The sequence below is a fragment of the Xanthomonas sp. 3793 genome (assembly GCF_024806835.1).
GTDB lineage: Bacteria > Pseudomonadota > Gammaproteobacteria > Xanthomonadales > Xanthomonadaceae > Xanthomonas > Xanthomonas arboricola_F.
In genome coordinates this window covers 124,726-144,504 of the sequence record NZ_JANTYU010000007.1, presented here as the reverse complement: position 1 = coordinate 144,504, position 19,779 = coordinate 124,726, and the positions used below count along the sequence as shown (strand labels likewise).

Sequence of the window (19,779 nt, the reverse complement as noted above, 5' to 3'; positions counted from 1 at the left end):
GATGCGCATGAGCACCGCACGCCGACCGCCTGGCACGCGCGCGCTGGAAGCGCTGCATTTCAGCGTGGCCGATGTCCAGGACGGGCTGGGGCCATTTTTGAGTGTGTTTTTGCAGTCCAAGGGCTGGTCGGTGGCGGCGATCGGCACGGTGATGAGCGTGGGCGGGATTGCCGGCATGCTCGCCACCACGCCGGCAGGCGCATTGGTCGATGCCACCCGGCGCAAGCGCGCCGTGGTGGTGATCGGCTGTCTGGCGATCCTGCTCGCCACCGCGTTGATCTGGCTGCGCCCGACCGCTTCCGGGGTGGTCGCCGCACAGATCGCATCGGCGCTGGCTGCGGCGGGCATCGGCCCGGCGCTCACCGGCATCACGTTGGGCCTGGTGCGTGCGCGCGGGTTCGATCATCAACTGGCGCGCAACCAGGTCGCCAATCACGCCGGCAACATGCTGGCCGCAGTGCTGGCCGGCTGGTTGGGATGGCGCTACGGGTTTGGCGCGATCTTCGCGCTGACTGCGGTGTTCGGCGTGTTGGCGCTGGCGGCCGTGCTGTCGATTCCGGCAACCGCCATCGACCACCGCGCTGCACGCGGCCTAGCGCATGCCGATGGCGCAGACGCACTGAGTGCCTGGCGGGTATTGCTGACCAGCCGGCCATTGGCCTTGCTGGCGGTCACCCTGGGGCTGTTTCATCTGGGCAACGCGGCGATGCTGCCGTTATACGGCATGGCGATCGTGGCCGCCCACGCCGGCGATCCGAGCGCGCTCACCGCCACCACCATCGTGGTCGCCCAGGCCACGATGGTGGTGGTCGCCTTGCTGGCGATGCGCTGGATCCGCGTGCACGGACATTGGTGGGTGTTGCTGCTGGCCTTCATGGCCTTGCCGTTGCGCGCGCTGGTGGCGGCCTCGGTGATCCACGGCTGGGGCGTGTTTCCGGTGCAGATCCTCGATGGGCTCGGTGCCGGCCTGCAAAGCGTGGTGGTCCCGGCATTGGTGGCGCGTTTGCTGCGTGGCACCGGCCGGGTCAACGTCGGCCAGGGCGCGGTGATGACAGTGCAGGGGATTGGTGCGGCGCTCAGCCCGGCCTTCGGCGGCTGGCTCGCGCACGCCTTCGGCTACCGCGTCGCGTTCTTGAGCCTGGGCGCAATCGCCTTGCTGGCCGTTGCGTTATGGGCAGGGTGTCGCGGCATGTTGCAGGCAGCGACCGGCGTGCAGACCGCGCCGTAGTGGCGCCGCAGGCGCGTGCAAGAAAGCGCGTGTGTCCTGGAGTCCATCGCGAGCGGTGCGTGCGGCCTGGCGCTGGACAGGCGGGGGCGCAAGCCTTGATGCAAGCACGCAGCACGCAGCACGCAGCACGCAGCACGCGCAGTGCGCATGCAGGCAACACGGCAAGCAGAGCGTGCCGTGGGAGGTGGGCTGTGCCGGGTGTCTGGCGTCCGATCAGGCCTGGTCAATGGCTGGGTTAGACCTCTGCAGATCCGGCTCAAGAACCGAACCTACGGCGGTCCATCCCCACTGCCGGGAGCGGAGCCGCAGTTGTGGGCGATGGTGCTGCGTCGCGGTTACTGACCGCCGGCGAAGTTCCACTGCCGCCAGGCTTCGAACACCATCACTGCAACGGTGTTGGACAGGTTGAGGCTGCGGTTGTCCGGGCGCATCGGCAGGCGCAGACGATGCTGCGGCGGGATCGACTCCAGCACCTCGGCCGGCAGGCCGCGGGTTTCCGGGCCAAACAAGAACGCATCGCCATCGGCGAATTGCGGTGTGTCGTAGCGCACCGTGCTGCGCGTACTCAGCGCAAACACGCGCGTGGGCGCGATGGCAGCCAATGCAGCAGGCAGATCGGCGTGCACTTGCAGGGTTGCGTATTCGTGGTAGTCCAGGCCGGCGCGCTTGAGCTGCTTGTCGCTGAGGTCAAAGCCCAGTGGCTCGATCAGGTGCAGGCGCGCGCCGGTGTTGGCGCACAAGCGAATCACATTGCCCGTGTTGGGCGGAATTTCCGGTTGGAACAGGATGACATCGAGGACGGGTGCTGGCATGCGCGCAAGTGTAGCTGCGCGCAGGCTTAGAGGCGGACGGCTGCGCTGACCAGGGCTTCCAGCTCCGCCGGCGACGGCTGCAGCTGCGGCACCGGCAGATTGACCATGACCTGACCCATCAGCGCACCGATGGCGGCAGCGGCCTGGCCGGAGGCGCTCTGGGCGGTGGCGGCGCTGCTGCGGACCACCAACTCGGCGCGCTGTTCGGCCGACGGACGCACCTGCACTGCAGCCAGGGTGATCACGCGCGGACCAGCCTGTTCGGCGGCCAGGGCAGCCAGCTGTTCGGCGGACGGGTGCACCTGGACGGCGGCCAGGGTACGGATGTCGCTGCTGCGTTCCAGCGTCTGTTGGGCGATCTGGTCGGCAGATGGGCGCACCTGCACCGCATCCAGCGTGGTCAGGCTGGAGGCCTGGGCAAAACCGGCGAAGCTGGTGCCGGCCAGGAGGGCGGCGGAGAGGGCGATGCGCAGGGTCTGGGTCTTCATGGCGAGGTCTCTTGGTGTGGGTGATCAGTGGTGTGGTAGTAAGGTAGTACACCGTTTCGGTATTCGCAAGAACTTTCGGAGCTTTCCTTCACTTGTTCAGCAGGCAGTCAGCTTTGCGTCATGCGCTTCGATGGCCACGTGACTGCAGCAAGCCGCGTGCCATCTTTAAGGTGTTGTTTTTAAAGAATTTTTCAGAATCAACCAGTGTCCGCGTCCGGACACCCGGACGCAGCGACAGGCACCGGGCGGCATCCACCGCCGCTTGCATCGGGCGATTGAGTGGCGGTTGCGCTGTGCTGAATGAGGCGTATGGACAATGCCGGGCACGCGTTTGGCTGCCGGGCAACTGCGGCACAATCCGGCTTTACCCTTCGGTGTGGATGACTTATGCGCGTGCTGATGCTGTCTGTTCTGGTTGCCACCACCACCGCGGCGTGCACCTGGGTGCCGATCGAACAAAGCGGCAAGAGCGTGCAGGTATTGCCCGCAGGCCCTGTGCCGGCTGGCTGTCAGCAGCAGGGTGAGGTGGTGGTGTCGGTCAAGAGCAAGGTCGGCTTCTACAACCGCAACCCGCTGCGCGTGCAGGAGGAGCTGGAAACGCTGGCGCGCAACGAGGCCCCGGGTGCCAATGCCAACGCCGTGCAGGCACAAGGCCAGCCGGCCGACGGAAGCCAGCGCTTCAACGCCTTCCGCTGCCCGCCGCGCTGAACCGTTGGGCTGGGGCGGCGGCCATTCAAATGTAAAGATGCGGTAAAACCAGCCAGCAGCTAGACTAGCGCCCCCTCGCCTGACGCCATGGCGCTACTTCGATGCTCTTCCAGAATGTCTCCATCGCGGGACTGGCGCATATTGATGCGCCGCACACGCTGACTTCCAAGGAAATCAACGAGCGCCTGCAACCGACCTACGACCGCCTCGGAATCAAGACCGACGTGTTGGGCGACGTTGCCGGCATCCATGCACGGCGCTTGTGGGACCAGGATGTCCAGGCCTCGGACGCCGCCACCCAGGCTGCGCGCAAGGCACTGCTCGACGCCGGCATCGGTATCGAGAAGATCGGCCTGCTGGTCAACACCTCGGTGAGCCGCGACTACCTGGAGCCGTCCACTGCCTCCATCGTGTCCGGCAACCTCGGGGTCGGCGACCACTGCGTCACCTTCGACGTCGCCAACGCCTGCCTTGCCTTCATCAACGGCATGGACATCGCCGCGCGCATGCTCGAGCGTGGCGAGATCGACTATGCGCTGGTCGTCGACGGCGAGACCGCCAACCTGGTGTACGAGAAGACCCTCGAGCGCATGACCTCGCCCGACGTCACCGAAGAAGAATTCCGCAATGAACTCGCTGCGCTGACCCTGGGCTGCGGTGCCGCGGCCATGGTCATGGCGCGCACCGAGCTGGTGCCCGACGCGCCGCGCTACAAGGGCGGCGTGACCCGTTCGGCCACCGAGTGGAACAAGCTGTGCCGCGGCAACCTGGACCGCATGGTCACCGACACCCGCCTGCTGCTGATCGAAGGCATCAAGCTGGCGCAGAAGACCTTCCTGGCCGCCAAGCAGGCGATGGGCTGGGCGGTGGACGAGCTGGACCAGTTCGTCATCCACCAGGTCAGCCGCCCGCACACCGCTTCGTTCGTGAAGTCGTTCGGCATCGACCCGGCCAAGGTCATGACCATCTTCGGCGAACACGGCAACATCGGCCCGGCTTCGGTGCCGATCGTGCTGAGCAAGCTCAAGGAGCTCGGCCGCTTGAAGAAGGGCGACCGGATCGCGCTGATGGGGATTGGTTCTGGCCTGAACTGCTCGATGGCGGAAGTGGTCTGGTAATGCGTGTGATGGTGGCCGGCCGATGCTCTTGCACGCCGGGCAAGATCGCTGCTTAGGTAAAAAAGTGGTATCTAAGTTTCCTTGCAGGAACAGCTGCAGTCTGTAAGGAAAGACGATGGCTCAGCGCATCACCGGACACTATGTTGCTGGCGCTCTCGCAGGGAGCCGTTACCAGGCGTTCGGCCCTGATCCGTTGCCGGCAGTGCCGGCACTGGATTTCGCACAGGCTGAACTGGTGGCGCGCAAAGAGCGCGCCGACCAGGCACTAGGGCGACTGGACGGCATCACGCTGATGCTGCCGGACCCGGAAGTGTTTCTCTATCAGTACATCCGCAAGGAAGCCTTGCTGTCGTCCCAGATCGAAGGAACCCAGTCATCGTTCTCGGACCTGTTGCTGTTCGAGATGGATGCGGCACCGGGCGTGCCTGTCGGCGATGTCGAAGAAGTGTCCAACTATGTCGCGGCCCTCAACCATGGTTTGCGGCGCCTGCGCGAGGACGATTTCCCGCTGTCGCTGCGTTTGATCCGCGAGATGCATGCGCTGTTGCTGCAGGGCGGGCGTGGAGCCGGCAAGCAGCCAGGTGAATTTCGCCGGAGCCAGGTGTGGGTAGGCGGGGCCTCGCCTGCACTTGCACACTTTGTTCCGCCACCGCCAGATGCATTGCCCGACGCGCTGTCGGCACTCGAACAGTTTCTGCATGCGCCGCAGGGGCAGATGCCGCCGTTGGTGAAGGCGGCGCTTGCCCATGTGCAGTTCGAAACCATCCATCCCTTCAGCGATGGCAATGGGCGCCTGGGACGGCTGTTGATTACCTTGATCCTGTGCAGCGAAGGCGTGCTGCGGGAGCCCAGCCTGTATCTGAGCCTGTATTTCAAGCGCCGTCGTGCCGATTACTACGATCGCCTCAATGCGGTGCGACTCAACGGTGATTGGGAAGGATGGCTGGGCTTCTTTCTGGATGGTGTGGCAGAGACCGCGCAACAAGCCGTCGACACCGCGCAGCGCCTGCTGGCACTGTTGGCACGTGATCGGGCCCGCATTGCCGCTTTGGGCCAGCGAGCAGGCAACGTCGGCCTGGTGTTTGAGCAGTTCGCGCGGCGCGTGGTGTTGGCGGTGCCGCAAGTGGCGCCCACCCTGTCGTTGAGTGCGCCCACCATCCGTGCCGCAGTACGCACCCTGCAGGAGCTGGAAATCGTCAACGAACTCACCGGCCAGCAGCGGCATCGTATTTTTGCCTACCACGCCTATCTCGACATCCTCAGCGAAGGAGCGCAGCCGCTGTGAGCGATCGGCTTGCGCACGGCCGTTGCCGACGATGCGGAGACACCTGACGTATTTTCGATACTGTCGTGGCGATGTAGCTGGTGACTTGCCAGCCACACCCAGTCAAAGCTTTAGCAAATAGAGAGATCCATGAACTACCCCGGCTATCCCTTCACTCCCCAGCGCCTTGAGGTGCGTCCCGGCATTGCGATGTCCTATCTGGACGAAGGTCCGCGCGATGGCGAGGTGGTCGTGATGCTGCACGGCAATCCGTCGTGGAGTTATCTGTGGCGGCACCTGGTCAGTGGCCTGTCGGATCGGTACCGCTGCATCGTGCCCGACCATATCGGCATGGGGCTTTCCGACAAGCCGGACGATGCGCCTGATGCGCAGCCGCGTTACGACTACACGCTGCAGTCGCGCGTGGACGATCTGGACACGCTGTTGCGGCACTTGGGCATCACCGGTCCGGTCACGCTGGCGGTGCACGATTGGGGCGGCATGATCGGGTTCGGCTGGGCGTTGTCGCATCACGCCCAGGTCAAGCGCCTGGTGATCACCAATACCGCCGCCTTCCCGTTGCCGCCGGAGAAACCGATGCCGTGGCAGATCGCGATGGGTCGGCATTGGCGGCCGGGCGAATGGTTCATCCGCACGTTCAATGCGTTTTCGTCCGGTGCTTCATGGTTTGGCGTGTCGCGGCGCATGCCCTCGGCCGTGCGCCGCGCCTATGTCGCGCCTTACGACACCTGGCGCAATCGCATCTCCACGATCCGTTTCATGCAGGACATTCCGCTGTCGCCGGCCGACAAGGGTTGGTCGTTGCTGGAGCGCTCCGCACAGGCCTTGCCGTCGTTTGCCGACCGCCCCGCGTTCATCGCCTGGGGCCTGCGCGACATCTGCTTCGACAAGCACTTCCTGGCCGGTTTTCGCCAGGCATTGCCGAACGCCGAGGTGACCGCGTTCGACGATGCCAATCACTACGTGCTGGAAGACAAGCACGAGGTGCTGGTGCCGGCGATTCGCACGTTCCTGGATACGCATCCGCTGTAAGCGAGGCGTCCGACACCGATCAATGCGCCGATGGCGTATGCGTCAGCAGCCAGGTCCGGTCACGGCACTGGCAGCGGATTGCGCTGCGCATCGTCCACGCCGATCCAATCGTCCTGCGTCAGCGCATGCAGACCATGCGCCAGGCGCGACTTGTCGCATTGCGCACTGCGCTGGCCGAATTCCAGCGACGCCGGCACGGCGGCGCAGGAGGACGGGCGGCGGTCGTGGATGCTGCAGCGGCTATAGCGGCCGATGTCGGCATCCAGGGCGATGCAGCGCGGTTGCGATTGCGAGGTGCCGCGCATCACGCGCTCGTGCGTGCGCAAGGAGTCGGTCAGTTCGATCGGTACCCTGCCGCCCAATGCGGGATCGGCTTCGCTCCAGTGGAAACTGACGCGGAAATAGGCGCAGCAAGCGCCGCAGGTAAGGCAGGGGTGTGCCATGGAATGCCGGGCCTGGCGCGGCGAAATCGCGTGGGGAGCGCGGCATTCTGACCGAACCGTGCTGCGATACAAGAGGCATGCGGCCGCCGCCGCTAAGCGATTCATGCGTCGGCATCGGGCGGGCGCGTGCCCCGACCACGGCGCGCATCCGCCGCAGGTGCAGGTGCGCCCTGCGCACAAGCGGCCAGCACCGTGAGTGCATGGGTGATAATACGGCGATGACCACTCTCTGCAATATCGCGGCCACCCTGCCGCAGCTGGCGCGCGAGCGCCCCGATCAGATCGCCATTCGCTGCCCCGGCCGCCGCGCCGCCAATGGGTTTGCCGCCTACGATGTGACCTTGAGCTATGCCGAACTGGACGCGCGCAGCGATGCGATCGCCGCCGGCCTGGCGCTGCACGGCATCGGCCGTGGCGCGCGCGCGGTGGTGATGGTGCGGCCGTCGCCGGAATTCTTCCTGCTGATGTTTGCCTTGTTCAAGGCCGGTGCGGTGCCGGTGCTGGTCGATCCGGGCATCGACAAGCGCGCGCTCAAACAGTGTCTGGACGAGGCGCAGCCGCAGGCGTTTATCGGCATACCGCTTGCGCAGTTGGCGCGTCGTCTGCTGCGCTGGGCGCGCTCTGCAAAGCAGATCGTCAGCGTCGGTGGCCGTTACGGGTGGGGCGGGGTGACACTGGCGCGCGTGGAGCGCGATGGCGCCGGCGCTGGCAGTCAGCTGGCCAACACCGGGCCGGACGATGTGGCCGCCATCCTGTTCACCAGCGGCTCCACCGGCGTGCCCAAGGGCGTGGTTTACCGACACCGGCATTTCGTCGGCCAGATCGAGTTGCTGCGCAATGCCTTCGGCATGCAGCCCGGTGGCGTGGATCTGCCGACGTTCCCGCCGTTTGCCTTGTTCGATCCTGCTTTGGGGCTGACCTCGGTGATTCCGGACATGGATCCGACCCGCCCGGCCACTGCCGACCCGCGCAAGCTGCACGATGCACTCAACCGCTTCGGAGTGACGCAATTGTTCGGTTCGCCGGCATTGATGCGCGTGCTGGCCGACTACGGGCAGCCGCTGCCCAAGGTGCGCCTGGCGACGTCGGCAGGCGCACCGGTGCCGCCAGACGTGGTGGCCACCATCCGCGCGCTGCTGCCGGCCGATGCGCAATTCTGGACGCCGTATGGCGCCACCGAATGCCTGCCGGTGGCGGCAATCGAAGGCCGCACCCTGGACGCAACCCGCGCTGCCACCGAAGCCGGTGCCGGAACCTGTGTGGGACAGGTGGTCGCGCCCAATGAGGTGCGCATCATCGCCATCGACGATGCGGCCATTGCCGATTGGAGCGGCGCACGCGTGCTGGCCATGGGCGAAGTCGGCGAGATCACCGTCGCCGGCCCGACCACCACCGATACCTATTTCAATCGCGATGCGGCCACCCGCATCGCCAAGATCCGCGAGCGCAGCGACGATGGCAGCGAACGCATCGTGCACCGCATGGGCGATGTGGGCTATTTCGATGCGGAAGGACGCTTGTGGTTCTGCGGGCGCAAGACCCATCGCGTGGAGACGGCCACAGGCCCGCTGTACACCGAGCAGGTGGAGCCGGTGTTCAACGTGCATCCCCAGGTGCGGCGCACGGCGCTGGTCGGTGTAGGCGCAGCCGGACAACAGCAACCGGTGCTGTGCGTGGAGTTGCACCCTGGCGTATCGGCATCGGCCTTCGCGGACGTGCAAACCGCATTGCGTGCGCTGGGCGCCGCGCATCCCCATACCGCCGGTATCGCACGTTTCCTGCGGCATCCCGGTTTTCCGGTCGACATCCGCCACAACGCCAAGATCGGCCGCGAGAAACTGGCGGTCTGGGCGGCGCAACAGCGTGCGTAAGCACATGCAGCGGTGCGCGCAGCTTAGTGGTTCTTCCGTGTTTCCTCTTGTGATCGGTGCAAAGCGATGAAGATTCTGGTGACCGGCGGTGGTGGATTTCTTGGCCAGGCGTTGTGCCGCGGCTTGCGCGCGCGCGGGCACGAGGTGGTGAGTTTTCAACGCGGCGATTACCCGGTCTTGCAGACGTTGGGCGTGGGCCAGATCCGTGGCGACCTGGCCGACCCGCAAGCGGTGCGGCATGCCTTCGCCGGCATCGATGCGGTCTTCCACAACGCCGCCAAGGCCGGTGCATGGGGCAGCTACGACAGCTATCACCAGGCCAATGTGGTGGGCACGCAGAACGTGCTCGACGCATGCCGCGCCAATGGCGTGCCGCGGCTGATCTACACCTCCACACCCAGCGTCACCCACCGCGCCACCAACCCGGTGGAGGGTCTGGGCGCCGATGAGGTGCCATATGGCGAAGACCTGCGCGCCGCGTATGCGGCGACCAAGGCGATCGCCGAGCGTGCGGTGCTGGCAGCCAACGATGCGCAGCTGGCCACTGTGGCATTGCGTCCGCGGCTGATCTGGGGGCCGGGCGACAATCATCTGTTGCCGCGGCTGGCGGCACGCGCGCGCGCCGGTCGCCTGCGCATGGTGGGCGATGGCAGCAACCTGGTGGACAGCACGTACATCGACAATGCCGCGCAAGCGCATTTCGATGCGTTCGACCATCTTGCGCCGGGCGCTGCCTGCGCGGGCAAGGCGTACTTCATTTCCAACGGCGAACCGTTGCCGATGCGCGAGTTGCTCAATCGCCTGCTTGCGGCAGTGGACGCACCGGCGGTGACGCGTTCGCTGTCGTTCAAGACGGCGTACACAATCGGTGCAATCTGCGAGACCATGTGGCCACTGTTGCGTCTGCCTGGCGAAGTGCCGCTGACGCGTTTTCTGGTAGAACAGTTGTGCACGCCGCATTGGTACAGCATGGAACCTGCGCGTCGCGACTTCGGCTATGTGCCACGCATCAGCATCGAAGAAGGCCTGCAACGGCTGCGATCCTCATCTTCCAACGACATCGCCATCACTCGATAAAGACTGCCACATCTTCAGGATACGTCTGCGCCGATTCGGCACGACAACTTCTGGAATCATTGCCATGCTGCATTACGCCATCATCTTCTTCGTCATCGCCATCATCGCCGCTGTGCTGGGCTTCAGCGGTATCGCCGGTGCGGCGACCAACATTGCCTGGATCCTGTTCGTGGTGTTCCTGATCCTGGCAGTGATCTCGATGTTCCGTCGCGGCAAGGTCTAACGTCCCGCTGCGATACGCCACGGCAGCGGCGCTGCCGATCGGTGCTCACATGGCCCGCCTCCGCAAGGAGGCGGGCCATGTGCGTTATGGCGGTGTTTCAGTGGGGTCCTTGCCCCTCACAGCAGTTTTTCCAGGTATTGCACCTGCTTGCCACCAGCCAGCACCGCATCGCCGATCGGTACGAATCCCAGTTGCCGATGCAACGCCAGCGAGGCCGGATTGGGCGGGCTCAGATTCACTTCGCACACCAGGCGCGGCTGCGCTGCCGCACACGCGCTGCGGATGAGGTCGGCGTACAGTTGCCCGGCAAGGCCGCGTCGCCGCGCATGGACGCCGATCACGATGCGGTCCACATAGACAAAGCGCGCAAAGCGCTTCGATAGCCACGCAAAGTTGGCATTGGCGTAGTCAGCGCTCTGATCCAGTGCGATCAACAGGCCGTCTGCCGGCGGGATCACGCTGGCATGCCATGCCAGCTGCAACAACGCGGCCAGCCCATCGGCATCGAGCAACGACAGTGCGGTGGCATGGGCATTGTTGAGTGCGAGCAATGCGGCATGGTCGTGCGCCTGCACTGCGCGCGGCTGCGCGGCGCTCATGCGCGGGTGTCTACCGCGCTGCGCAGCAATTGATCGTCCGCATGCCGTTGCAATGCCAGTTCGATCAACTGCGTGATCAAGCCGCGATAGTCCAGCCCGCTTGCCTGCCAGAGTTTGGGATACATGCTGATGCGGGTGAAGCCCGGAAGCGTATTGACCTCGTTGATCACGATGCGTCCGTCCGCACACAGGAACACATCCACGCGCGCCATGCCGGCACAATCCAGCGCTTGATATGCCTGCACCGCAAGGTGCTGGATGCGCTGCTGCGTCTGCGCATCCAGCTCGGCGGGGATCACGATGTCGGCGCCGTGCGCGCTGATGTATTTGGTGTCGTACGAATAAAACGCATCATGCACCACCACTTCGCCGCACACGCTGGCCCGTGGCGCGGCATTTCCCAGCACCGCGCATTCGATCTCGCGGCCGACAATGGCCGCTTCCACCAGCACCTTGTGGTCGTAGGACAACGCCAAGGCGAGTGCGGCGGCAAAGGCGTCCGCGCTGCGCACCTGGCTGACGCCCACCGACGAGCCCTGATTGGCCGGTTTGACGAACAACGGCAACCCCAGCTGCGCGATCAACGCATCCACATCGGCGTGCGCGGCGGTGTGACGGTTGAAGCAGACAAACGGCGCCACCGCCAGGCCGGCATCGCGCAGCACGCGCTTGGCCATGTCCTTGTCCATCGCCACCGCCGAGCCAAGCACGCCGGAGCCGACGAAGGGCAGGTTGGCCATGCGCAGCAATCCCTGCAGCGAGCCGTCTTCGCCCAGGGTGCCGTGCACGATCGGGAACACCACATCGATCTGCGCCAGCGCCTGCTCGGTGTCCACCGGCCGCAGCTGCGCCTGCTCGGCGCCGGGTAGCACCGCCACCGAGCGTCCGCTGCGGTGCAGGGCGATCCGGCCCGGGTCGTCGGCATCGTGCAGAAAGCCGTCCGCCGCGCTCAGATGCCACTGGCCCTGCTTGTCGATGCCGATCAGTACCGGCTCGAAGCGCTGCGGGTCGAGCGCGTCCAGGATGTTGCGTGCCGACTGCAGCGAGACCTCGTGCTCGGCGGATTTGCCGCCAAAGATGAGACCGACCCGGATCTTGCGCATCGCCTGCTCCTGCCAACTATTCGAAAAGATCGCCAGCATGCCCGTGACCGGCAGGCCGAAGGAAGCCGGCAGATTGGGCGGGGCGGCAACTGTGCGCGGACGCTGCGCCCATCGGCGCAGGGAGCGTTGGTCGCGACGGGCCGCCCGCACCGCGCCGCGAGCGCACCATCCTGGTCAGCCGCCGTGCAGCGCCAGCGGGCCAGACACCCCAGGCGACGACCGGTGCATCGATCGTTCCACCGCCAGGCAAACGCCTGCCGTGGCCACCGCAGCAGCCTCCGGCGCGCAGCGCCCCACCATCGTCAGCCAGCTGCGACATGCGGGGGCGGTAGAATGCGCCCATGTCCGCATCACTTTTCAATTCCCTCAAGCCGCTCGCCGGCCAGGCCCTGCAGGCCGCGCTCAATCGCGCCCTGGCGCTGGACCCGGATACCCGCGACGCCCTGTTGCCGCTGGAAGGCCAGCGCATCGCGCTGACCCTGGACGCGCCCGCACTTGCGCTGCAGATCCGCGTGCACGAGCGACGGCTGCTGGTCGGCCCGGTGGATCAGGCACAGGAGCCGGATCTGGCGGTGCGCAGCAGCCTGGCCGGCCTGCTGGGGCAGCTGCCGTTTCTGGCCAATGCGCGTCGCAACGGTGCGCCGGCGGGGCGGCTCAAGGTCTCCGGCGACGCGGAGCTTGCGCGCCAGCTGCAGCAACTGGCCGGGCGCTTCGACCCGGATTGGCAGCTGCCGTTCGTGACGGTGTTCGGGCAGATCCTGGGTGTACAGATTGCCGGCGCGGTGCGTGCAGCGTTGCAGCAGGCCCGTCGCAGCGCATCGGATCTGGCGCATAGCGCGGCCGAATTCGTCACCGAGGAATCGCGCGATGTGGTGCCGCGGGCCGAGCTCGAAGCCTTCCATGACGACGTGGACGAGCTGCGCGACGATGTCGAACGGCTGGCTGCGCGCGTCACTCGCCTGCGCGCCGCCGGAGGCACGCCATGAAGGCGATCCTGCGGGCCAGCCGCATCGGCCGGGTGATCCTGCGCTACCGCCTGGACGACCTGCTGCAAGGCACGGCCGCCGAGCGCTGGCTGCGTGTGGCCAAGCCGTTCGTGCCGCGTGCCAGCGCCGAGATCGCCGCGCAATCGCGCGGTGCGCGGCTGCGGCTGGCGTTGCAGGAACTGGGGCCGATCTTCGTCAAGTTCGGGCAGATCCTGTCGACCCGTCGCGACCTGATCCCCGCCGACGTGGCCGAAGAACTCACCTTGCTGCAGGACCGGGTCAAGCCATTCGATGGGCAGGCCGCGCGTCTGATCGTGGAAGGCGCGCTCGGCCTGCCGGTCAGCGTGGCGTTTGCCTCCTTCGACACCGTGCCGCTGGCCTCGGCCTCGATCGCACAAGTGCACGCGGCCACCTTGCCGCCGGACGCCAATGGCGTGCGCCGCGAAGTGGTGGTCAAGGTGCTGCGCCCGGACATCGAGCGCCAGATCGATGCCGACATCGCGCTGCTGCATTCGCTGGCCACGCTGGTCGAGCGCACCCACCCGCGCGCCGACAAGATCCGCCCGCGCGAAGTGGTGGCCGAGATCGAAGGCACGCTGTCGGCCGAGCTCGACCTGCAGCGCGAAGGCGCCAATGCCAGCGTGCTGCGCCGGTTCTGGGAAGGCTCTGACGATCTGTACGTGCCGGAAGTGATCTGGTCGCACACCGCCGAGCGCGCGCTCACGCTGGAGCGCGTGTACGGCATTCCGTCCGACGATATCGTCAAGCTCGATGCCGCCGGCATCGACCGCAAGGCGCTGGCGGCCAAGGGCGTGCGCGTGTTCTACACCCAGGTGTTCCGCGACAACTTCTTCCATGCCGATGCGCACGCCGGCAACATCTGGGTCGACTCGGATCCGGAGCGCCGCCTCAATCCGCGTTTCATCGCGCTGGATTTCGGCATCATGGGCCAGCTCTCGCAGGAGGATCAGTACTACCTGGCCGAGAACTTCATGGCGATCTTCCACAAGGATTACCGCCGCATGGCCGAGCTGCACGTGGAGGCGGGCTGGATGCCGTCCAACGTGCGCATCGACGAACTGGAAGCGGCTGCGCGCTCGGTGTGCGAGCCCTACTTCACCCGGCCGCTGTCGGAGATTTCGCTGGCGCAGGTGCTGATCAAGCTGTTCCGCGTGGCGCAGCGCTATGAACTGACCCTGCAGCCGCAGCTGATCCTGCTGCAGAAGACCTTGCTCAACATCGAAGGCGTGGGCCGTCAGCTCGACCCCAAGCTGGATATCTGGGCGGTGGCGCGACCGGTGCTCGAACGCATCCTGCGCGAGCGCTACAGCCCACGCAGGATGCTGGGCGAGTTGAGCAAGCGGCTACCGGAAATCATGACCCACGCGCCGGACATGCCGCGCCTGGTGCACAGCTGGTTGAAGCAGCAGGTGGAGGGCCGCCATCAGCTCGACATCCGCTCGGCCGAGTTGCGCGCGCTGGACATCAGCCTGCGCAAGCTGCAGACCCGCGTGGTCACGGCGATCACCGGCAGCGGCTTGCTGGTGGTGGCGGCCGTGTTGTATGGCCTGCATCCGGACGGCTGGTACCTGGGTACGGTGCCGGTGTGGAGCTGGATCAGCGGCGGCGCCGGGTCGGCGGCCCTGCTGGTCGCCTGGCTACGGCGATAGGATTCGGCCATGTCCGACGACGCAACCGATGCACTACCTGCTGTGCCGATTGCCGCACTGGATGTACCGCCGCGTACGCAGAGTTCCAGCTATCCGCCGGTGTTCGCTGCGCAGATGGACGGCCGCCAGAAGCGTGCGCTGGGTGCCCTGTTCGGGCTGCGCAACTTCGGCGTCAACCTCACCACGCTGGCGCCGGGTGCACGCTCGGCGTTGCGGCACGGGCATTCGTTGCAGGATGAATTCGTCTACATCGTCAGCGGTACGCCGAGCCTGATAAGCAACGCAGGCGAGCGACTGCTGCAGCCGGGCATGTGCGCCGGATTCCGCGCCGGGGACGGCGATGCGCATTGCCTGATCAATCGTAGCCAGGCGGCGGTGACGTATCTGGAAGTGGGCGACCGCAGCGCCGGCGATTGCATCACCTACCCGGACGACGATCTGATGCTGGTCAGCACTGAAGACGGGCAGTGGTCGTACCGGCACAAGGACGGCACGCCTTACTGAGGGCGCTTGTGGTGAGCGATCCGCGGGCTGGCCACCGCCGTGGGTCAGTTCAACCGGTTGATCGGCGCAGCGACGCGGTGGCATACGCTGTCGGCGATGCGGATAATCCGCCGGTGAGCACATTCCCCAAGCATCTGCAGATTCTCTACCAGGACGATGTCCTGGCCGTCGTCGACAAACCCGCCGGCCTGATGGTCCACGACAGCAAGCTGGCGCGCGGGGAGGACGACTTTCTGGCCGACCGCCTGCGCGAGCAGCTGGGCAAGCCGATCTTCCTGGTCCACCGGCTCGACCGCGCCACCAGCGGCTGCCTGCTGCTGGCGTTCGACCGCGACGCTGCCAGCGCGCTGGGCAAGGCCTTGATGGCCGGCGAAGTGGAAAAGGACTATCTGACGGTGTGCCGCGGCTGGCCGGCCGAGGAGCGCTTCAGCGTCGACCACGACCTGGACGGCGGCCCCGGCAAGCCGGTCAAGAAGCCGGCGGTGACCCACTTCCAGCGCCTGGCCACCGGCGAGCTGGAGATCCCGTCCACCGGCTTTGCCACGTCGCGCTATGCATTGCTGCGCTGCCAGCCGCAGACCGGGCGGTTCCGGCAGATTCGCCGACACATGAAGCATCTGTCGCATCACATGATCGGCGACACCAGCCACGGCGATGGCCGCCACAACCGGAGCTTCCGCATGCTCGGCATCCACCGCATGCTGCTGCACGCCGAGCGCCTGGGGTTTCCGCATCCGGCCGATGGACGGCGCATCAGCGTCACTGCGCCGCTGGATGTGGAATTCGCCAAGGCCTGTGCGTTGTTCGGGTGGGAGATGGCGGGGTTGGGAGTCGTGCCGACGGCGTGACGGGGCGTGCCTGGTTCAGCGATCGGGACGTCCACTCAGCCTGCAGGAAATCTGCGCAGGCGTCCCCTCACCCCAACCCCTCTCCCGCAGGCGGGAGAGGGGCTCAGGCACGACGATCATTGCTCGCCTTCCTCGCCTTCCCGCGTTCCCGCCTTCCCTGCTCGCCTTCCAACTTGCTTCCTTCCCTCGCTTGCGGGGGAAGGTGCCCGAAGGGCGGATGGGGGCAAGCCCGCCACTGTGCCTCAGGACAACAGCGCTCCCGACGGGAGCGGGGCTGCTTCGGTCAGCGGAAAAACGGATGCACTGCGTTGATCGGCAACGCACCGCAACCGCCGCCACGCCGTTGCGATTCCCCAATCCCCAATCCCGGATCCCGAATCCCCGCCCTTCAGGGCTTCTGCGGTGCCGCTGCCGGCTCGTTGACGATCTTCTCCAGGTCCTTCTGCAGATCGGCAAACAGCGGCAGCATCTTTTGCTGGATGGCGCCCATCAGGTTCTGGGTCAGGGCGGGGGTCTTGTCGAGCAGGCTCTGGCCGGCCGAGCTCTCGTAGAACTCGGCCATGGCCAGCACGTCCTCGCGCGAGAACGAGCGCTTGTAGATGTCCACATACATCGGGCGCAGTTCCGACCACGACAGCGCCTTGCGCACGGTCTGGCGGGTGCGCTCCTGGATGCGTTGCAGCTGCGCCTTCTGGTCGGGGTCGAGCTGGCGCTGCGCGGTGAGCTGGGCGAACTGCTGCTGCTGCATCGCTTCGATCTGCGGCAGCATGGTGTCCAGCATGGTCTGCGCGCGCGAGGCGGCCAGCAGACGGTTGACGTCGGCATCGGTGGGCGCCTGCGCCAGCGCGGCCGGCGCGGCCACCGCCAGCAGGGCGAGCAGCAACAGGCGGCGGGCGAGTGCGCCGGCGGCGGCGAGCGAATCGAGTGTCATCGGAGCATCCTGCAATCGGGGAACCGGCCGCAGCATACGGGAAGCCGGTGTTCGCGCGCGCGTCCACGCCGCTGCCGATACAATCGCCGGACAATGGCCAGCGACCCGATCCAGATCACCTCCAGCCTGACGATTCCGCCCAGCGAACTCGTCGAACGCTTCGTGCGCGCCAGCGGCGCGGGCGGGCAGAACGTCAACAAGGTCTCCACCGCAGTGGAACTGCGTTTCGACGTGGCCGGCTCGCCGTCGCTGCCCGAACCGTTGCGCGCGCGGCTGCTGTCGCGGCGCGACCGCCGCATGACCGCCGAAGGCGTGCTGGTGATCGACGCGCAGCGCTTCCGCACCCAGGACCGCAACCGCGAGGATGCGCGCGAGCGGCTGGCCGAGATCATCAGTGCGTGCCTGTCGGTGCCAAAGCGCCGGGTCGCCACCAAACCGAGTCACGGTGCCAAGCTGCGGCGGCTGGATGCCAAGCGTGAGCGCAGCCATATCAAGCGTGGACGCTCTGCGTCCCACTGGGAGTAAGCGTGAGTCACACCGACCCGTCGTTGCCACCGGTAACACAGGCCAACATCCTGCTGCAGCCATCCCCTCCCAGAATGCCGCGGGCGCACGGCCGCTTCGGCCGCTGGCTGGGGCGTACGGCGCTACGTCTGACCGGCTGGCGCCTGCTCGGGCGTCTGCCCGACGAGCCCAAGCTGGTGATGATCGTCGCGCCGCATTCGTCCAACTGGGACGGCTTCCTGGGCTTTGCGGCCAAGTTCGCGCTGGGCTTCGACGTGCGCGTGCTGGGCAAGACGCAGCTGTTCTGGTGGCCGCTGGGGCCGCTGCTGCGCAAGCTCGGCGCCATCCCGCTGGACCGCAGCTCGCCACAGGGCACCATCGGCCAGGCGGTGCGGCTGATCCGCAATTCCGAGCAGATGTGGTACGTGATCACCCCCGAAGGCACCCGCAAGCGCGTGGAGAATTGGAAGGCCGGTTTCTGGAAGATCGCCTCCGATGCCAAGGTGCCGATCCTGCCGGTGTACTTCGACTACCCCAGCAAGACCGTGGGCATCGGCGAGCCGTTCTGGACCGGCACCGACATGGCGGCCGACATCGCCGCCATCCGCACCTGGTACCGCCCGTGGCGCGGCAAGCATCGCGATACGTTGTAGGTGGCGTAGCGTGCAGGGTGCCGATGTGCCTTGCCCACAGATGCTGCGCCAGACATAAGAGCAGCGGGCAAGTTAGGGCTCTTGCATGAGGCAGCTTCTTCCTGCGTGACTCAATGGCGCTACCTACCCAGACAAAAGACCGAGGGTTCAAACGCGCAATGGGAGACAGATTGCTCGAAGTTCTCGAAGCCGTGCAGGATGAGGCATCGTTCGTGGGCTTTGCTGAGCTCCTGGCTGCTGATCGTCGTTCAGCAGATTCTCTTGCAGTGACTCTTGATGGGTTTCAGGGGGAGTGGGCTAATCAGTCAATCGCAGATTTTCTCGAGGCAGCATCCGCGTGGGCAACTAGCTCATCTTTCGGCGAGCTGCCTGGACCCAAGCCAAGCAATCCTTGGCAGGCGTTCGCTCTATTTCTCTGGGCTGGGCGCGGTTATGAGTAACGCAGCTACTGCTTCATTCAGGCCGACACCGTTTCGCGTTGCTGTCGTATCCAGGGCGTATTCGATAGAGCAGGGAAGCGTGCATGAGACGAGACTGTCTTGCTCATGGCACCTCCCGCAGCGCCAGTGTCGCCATTCACTGCCATGAAGGTTTGAGGAAACACCATGATCGCTTCGTCCACCCGTGCGTTGTGCCTTTCCTTGCTGCTGTGTGCCGGCCCCGCGCTGGCCGCCACCCCGATGCTGGTGATCCACGGAGGGGCGGGCGTGGAAAAGTCCAGTCTTTCACCCGACGAACAAGTCCAGGCGCGCGAGGCGATGCAACGCGCGCTGCGTGCCGGCCATGCTGTGTTGGCGCGCGGCGGCAGTGCAGTGGATGCAGTGGCGGCCACCATCACCGTGCTGGAGGATGCGCCGCAGTTCAACGCCGGGCGCGGCGCGGTGTTCACCCATGACGGCAAGAACGAACTGGATGCCGCCATCATGGACGGTGCCAGCGGCAAGGCTGGTGCGATCGCCGGCGTGCATATGATCAGGAACCCGATCCAGCTGGCGCGCAGCGTCATGGACCATTCCAAGCACGTGATGCTGGTCGGCGATGGCGCCGAACAGTTCGCGCGCGAGCAGGGCGTCACCCTGGTCGACCCAAGTTACTTTCGCACCGACAAACGCTGGCAGCAGCTGCAAAAAGCGCTCAAGGCCGAGGCCGGCGACCGCAAGGCACAAGCCGAACTGGATCTGGAAACCGCCAAGCACTTCGGCACCGTCGGCGCGTTGGCGCTGGACCGCGACGGTCATCTGGCCGCCGGCACATCCACCGGCGGCATGACCAACAAGCGCTATGGCCGCGTGGGCGATGCACCCATCATCGGCGCCGGTACCTACGCCAATGCGCAGTGCGCGGTGTCCGGCACCGGCTGGGGCGAGTTCTACATCCGCGCGGTAGCCGCCTACGACATCTGCGCGCGCATGAAGTACGCCGGGCAATCGCTGCAACAGGCCGCCGAGGCGGTGATCGATCAGCAGATCCCGAAGGCCGGCGGCGATGGCGGCGCCATCGCGCTGGATGCGCAAGGCAACATCGCCTTCCCGTTCAATACCCAGGGCATGTACCGCGGCTGGATCGGTGCCGACGGCACCGCGCATGTGGCCATCTTCAAGGACGAGACGCTCTGACGGGGCCCAGCATACAGATCAGCGCACGGATCAAGGCATGCTGGCCACGTCAGCTGCACAACCAGTCATCGATCCCCCAG

21 protein-coding genes are annotated in these 19,779 nt (G+C 66.1%); 15 read left to right on the top strand and 6 right to left on the bottom strand.

Annotated elements, in window-relative coordinates; translation table 11 throughout:
- The first annotated feature begins 1 nt into the window (after position 1).
- Complete coding sequence (locus FHY18_RS20440) at positions 2-1,228, top strand: MFS transporter (protein ID WP_259159513.1); 1,227 nt, start codon at positions 2-4, stop codon at positions 1,226-1,228.
- A gap of 335 nt (positions 1,229-1,563) precedes the next feature.
- Here FHY18_RS20440 and FHY18_RS20435 read toward each other — a convergent pair whose 3' ends face one another.
- Positions 1,564-2,040: a tRNA (cytidine(34)-2'-O)-methyltransferase gene (locus FHY18_RS20435; RefSeq protein ID WP_259159512.1), complete on the bottom strand. Its 477-nt coding sequence runs from the start codon at positions 2,038-2,040 to the stop codon at positions 1,564-1,566.
- A gap of 26 nt (positions 2,041-2,066) precedes the next feature.
- Positions 2,067-2,528 (bottom strand): hypothetical protein, encoded by a 462-nt coding sequence (locus FHY18_RS20430; RefSeq protein WP_259159510.1) that lies wholly within the window; start codon positions 2,526-2,528, stop codon positions 2,067-2,069.
- A 387-nt stretch (positions 2,529-2,915) separates the two neighbouring features.
- Between FHY18_RS20430 and FHY18_RS20425 the strand changes: the two genes are divergently transcribed.
- From FHY18_RS20425 to FHY18_RS20410, 4 genes are all read left to right on the top strand, one after another.
- The gene (locus tag FHY18_RS20425) at positions 2,916-3,236 is read left to right on the top strand and encodes a DUF4156 domain-containing protein (protein WP_104611858.1); all 321 of its coding nucleotides are present in this window, start codon (positions 2,916-2,918) and stop codon (positions 3,234-3,236) included.
- 101 nt (positions 3,237-3,337) lie between these two features.
- Positions 3,338-4,354, top strand: a complete 1,017-nt coding sequence (locus tag FHY18_RS20420; RefSeq protein WP_039814176.1) for a 3-oxoacyl-ACP synthase III — start codon at positions 3,338-3,340, stop codon at positions 4,352-4,354.
- Positions 4,355-4,469: 115 nt separating this feature from the next.
- A complete protein-coding gene (locus tag FHY18_RS20415) occupies positions 4,470-5,639 on the top strand; it encodes a Fic family protein (RefSeq protein WP_259159509.1) in 1,170 nt (389 codons plus the stop codon).
- 129 nt (positions 5,640-5,768) lie between these two features.
- On the top strand, positions 5,769-6,671 hold the full coding sequence (locus FHY18_RS20410) for an alpha/beta fold hydrolase (RefSeq protein ID WP_259159508.1): 903 nt from the start codon (positions 5,769-5,771) through the stop codon (positions 6,669-6,671).
- A 59-nt stretch (positions 6,672-6,730) separates the two neighbouring features.
- On the opposite strand, the gene FHY18_RS20405 is transcribed toward FHY18_RS20410, so the two are convergent.
- Entirely contained in the window at positions 6,731-7,114 is a 384-nt protein-coding gene (locus FHY18_RS20405) for a YkgJ family cysteine cluster protein (RefSeq protein ID WP_259159507.1), read from the bottom strand.
- 218 nt (positions 7,115-7,332) lie between these two features.
- On the opposite strand from FHY18_RS20405, the gene oleC reads away from it, so the two are divergent.
- From oleC to FHY18_RS20390, 3 genes are all read left to right on the top strand, one after another.
- Positions 7,333-8,985, top strand: a complete 1,653-nt coding sequence (gene oleC / locus FHY18_RS20400) for an olefin beta-lactone synthetase (RefSeq protein ID WP_259159506.1) — start codon at positions 7,333-7,335, stop codon at positions 8,983-8,985.
- 66 nt (positions 8,986-9,051) lie between these two features.
- Entirely contained in the window at positions 9,052-10,062 is a 1,011-nt protein-coding gene (oleD, locus tag FHY18_RS20395) for a 2-alkyl-3-oxoalkanoate reductase (protein WP_259159505.1), read from the top strand.
- A gap of 64 nt (positions 10,063-10,126) precedes the next feature.
- A complete protein-coding gene (locus tag FHY18_RS20390) occupies positions 10,127-10,285 on the top strand; it encodes a DUF1328 domain-containing protein (protein ID WP_003468167.1) in 159 nt (52 codons plus the stop codon).
- A 116-nt stretch (positions 10,286-10,401) separates the two neighbouring features.
- On the opposite strand, the gene FHY18_RS20385 is transcribed toward FHY18_RS20390, so the two are convergent.
- Together FHY18_RS20385 and ddlA are read right to left on the bottom strand one after the other, a co-directional pair.
- Complete coding sequence (locus FHY18_RS20385; protein ID WP_259159504.1) at positions 10,402-10,884, bottom strand: GNAT family N-acetyltransferase; 483 nt, start codon at positions 10,882-10,884, stop codon at positions 10,402-10,404.
- Positions 10,881-11,987, bottom strand: coding sequence for a D-alanine--D-alanine ligase (ddlA, locus tag FHY18_RS20380; protein WP_259159503.1), 1,107 nt, complete (start codon positions 11,985-11,987; stop codon positions 10,881-10,883). Before ddlA ends, FHY18_RS20385 begins: the two co-directional genes overlap by 4 nt.
- 341 nt (positions 11,988-12,328) lie before the next feature.
- Here ddlA and FHY18_RS20375 point away from each other — a divergent pair, with 341 nt between their 5' ends.
- From FHY18_RS20375 to FHY18_RS20360, 4 genes are read left to right on the top strand one after another with little or no spacing between them, the layout of a single operon-like run.
- A complete protein-coding gene (locus FHY18_RS20375; protein ID WP_259159502.1) occupies positions 12,329-12,973 on the top strand; it encodes an SCP2 sterol-binding domain-containing protein in 645 nt (214 codons plus the stop codon).
- Positions 12,970-14,643, top strand: a complete 1,674-nt coding sequence (gene ubiB, locus FHY18_RS20370) for a ubiquinone biosynthesis regulatory protein kinase UbiB (protein WP_259159501.1) — start codon at positions 12,970-12,972, stop codon at positions 14,641-14,643. Before FHY18_RS20375 ends, ubiB begins: the two co-directional genes overlap by 4 nt.
- A 9-nt stretch (positions 14,644-14,652) precedes the next feature.
- On the top strand, positions 14,653-15,147 hold the full coding sequence (locus FHY18_RS20365; RefSeq protein WP_259159500.1) for a cupin domain-containing protein: 495 nt from the start codon (positions 14,653-14,655) through the stop codon (positions 15,145-15,147).
- Positions 15,148-15,158: 11 nt separating this feature from the next.
- Positions 15,159-15,995: a pseudouridine synthase gene (locus tag FHY18_RS20360; protein ID WP_259159499.1), complete on the top strand. Its 837-nt coding sequence runs from the start codon at positions 15,159-15,161 to the stop codon at positions 15,993-15,995.
- Positions 15,996-16,383: 388 nt separating this feature from the next.
- Here FHY18_RS20360 and FHY18_RS20355 read toward each other — a convergent pair whose 3' ends face one another.
- Entirely contained in the window at positions 16,384-16,962 is a 579-nt protein-coding gene (locus tag FHY18_RS20355; protein ID WP_259159498.1) for a DUF2059 domain-containing protein, read from the bottom strand.
- 57 nt (positions 16,963-17,019) lie between these two features.
- Here FHY18_RS20355 and arfB point away from each other — a divergent pair, with 57 nt between their 5' ends.
- The 3 genes from arfB (at position 17,020) to FHY18_RS20340 (ending at position 19,699) form a co-directional block, all read left to right on the top strand.
- The gene (arfB, locus tag FHY18_RS20350; protein ID WP_259159497.1) at positions 17,020-17,451 is read left to right on the top strand and encodes an alternative ribosome rescue aminoacyl-tRNA hydrolase ArfB; all 432 of its coding nucleotides are present in this window, start codon (positions 17,020-17,022) and stop codon (positions 17,449-17,451) included.
- A gap of 2 nt (positions 17,452-17,453) precedes the next feature.
- Positions 17,454-18,083: a lysophosphatidylcholine acyltransferase gene (locus FHY18_RS20345; protein ID WP_104611846.1), complete on the top strand. Its 630-nt coding sequence runs from the start codon at positions 17,454-17,456 to the stop codon at positions 18,081-18,083.
- Positions 18,084-18,688: 605 nt separating this feature from the next.
- Positions 18,689-19,699, top strand: coding sequence for an isoaspartyl peptidase/L-asparaginase (locus tag FHY18_RS20340; RefSeq protein WP_259159495.1), 1,011 nt, complete (start codon positions 18,689-18,691; stop codon positions 19,697-19,699).
- Positions 19,700-19,779: the final 80 nt, after the last annotated feature.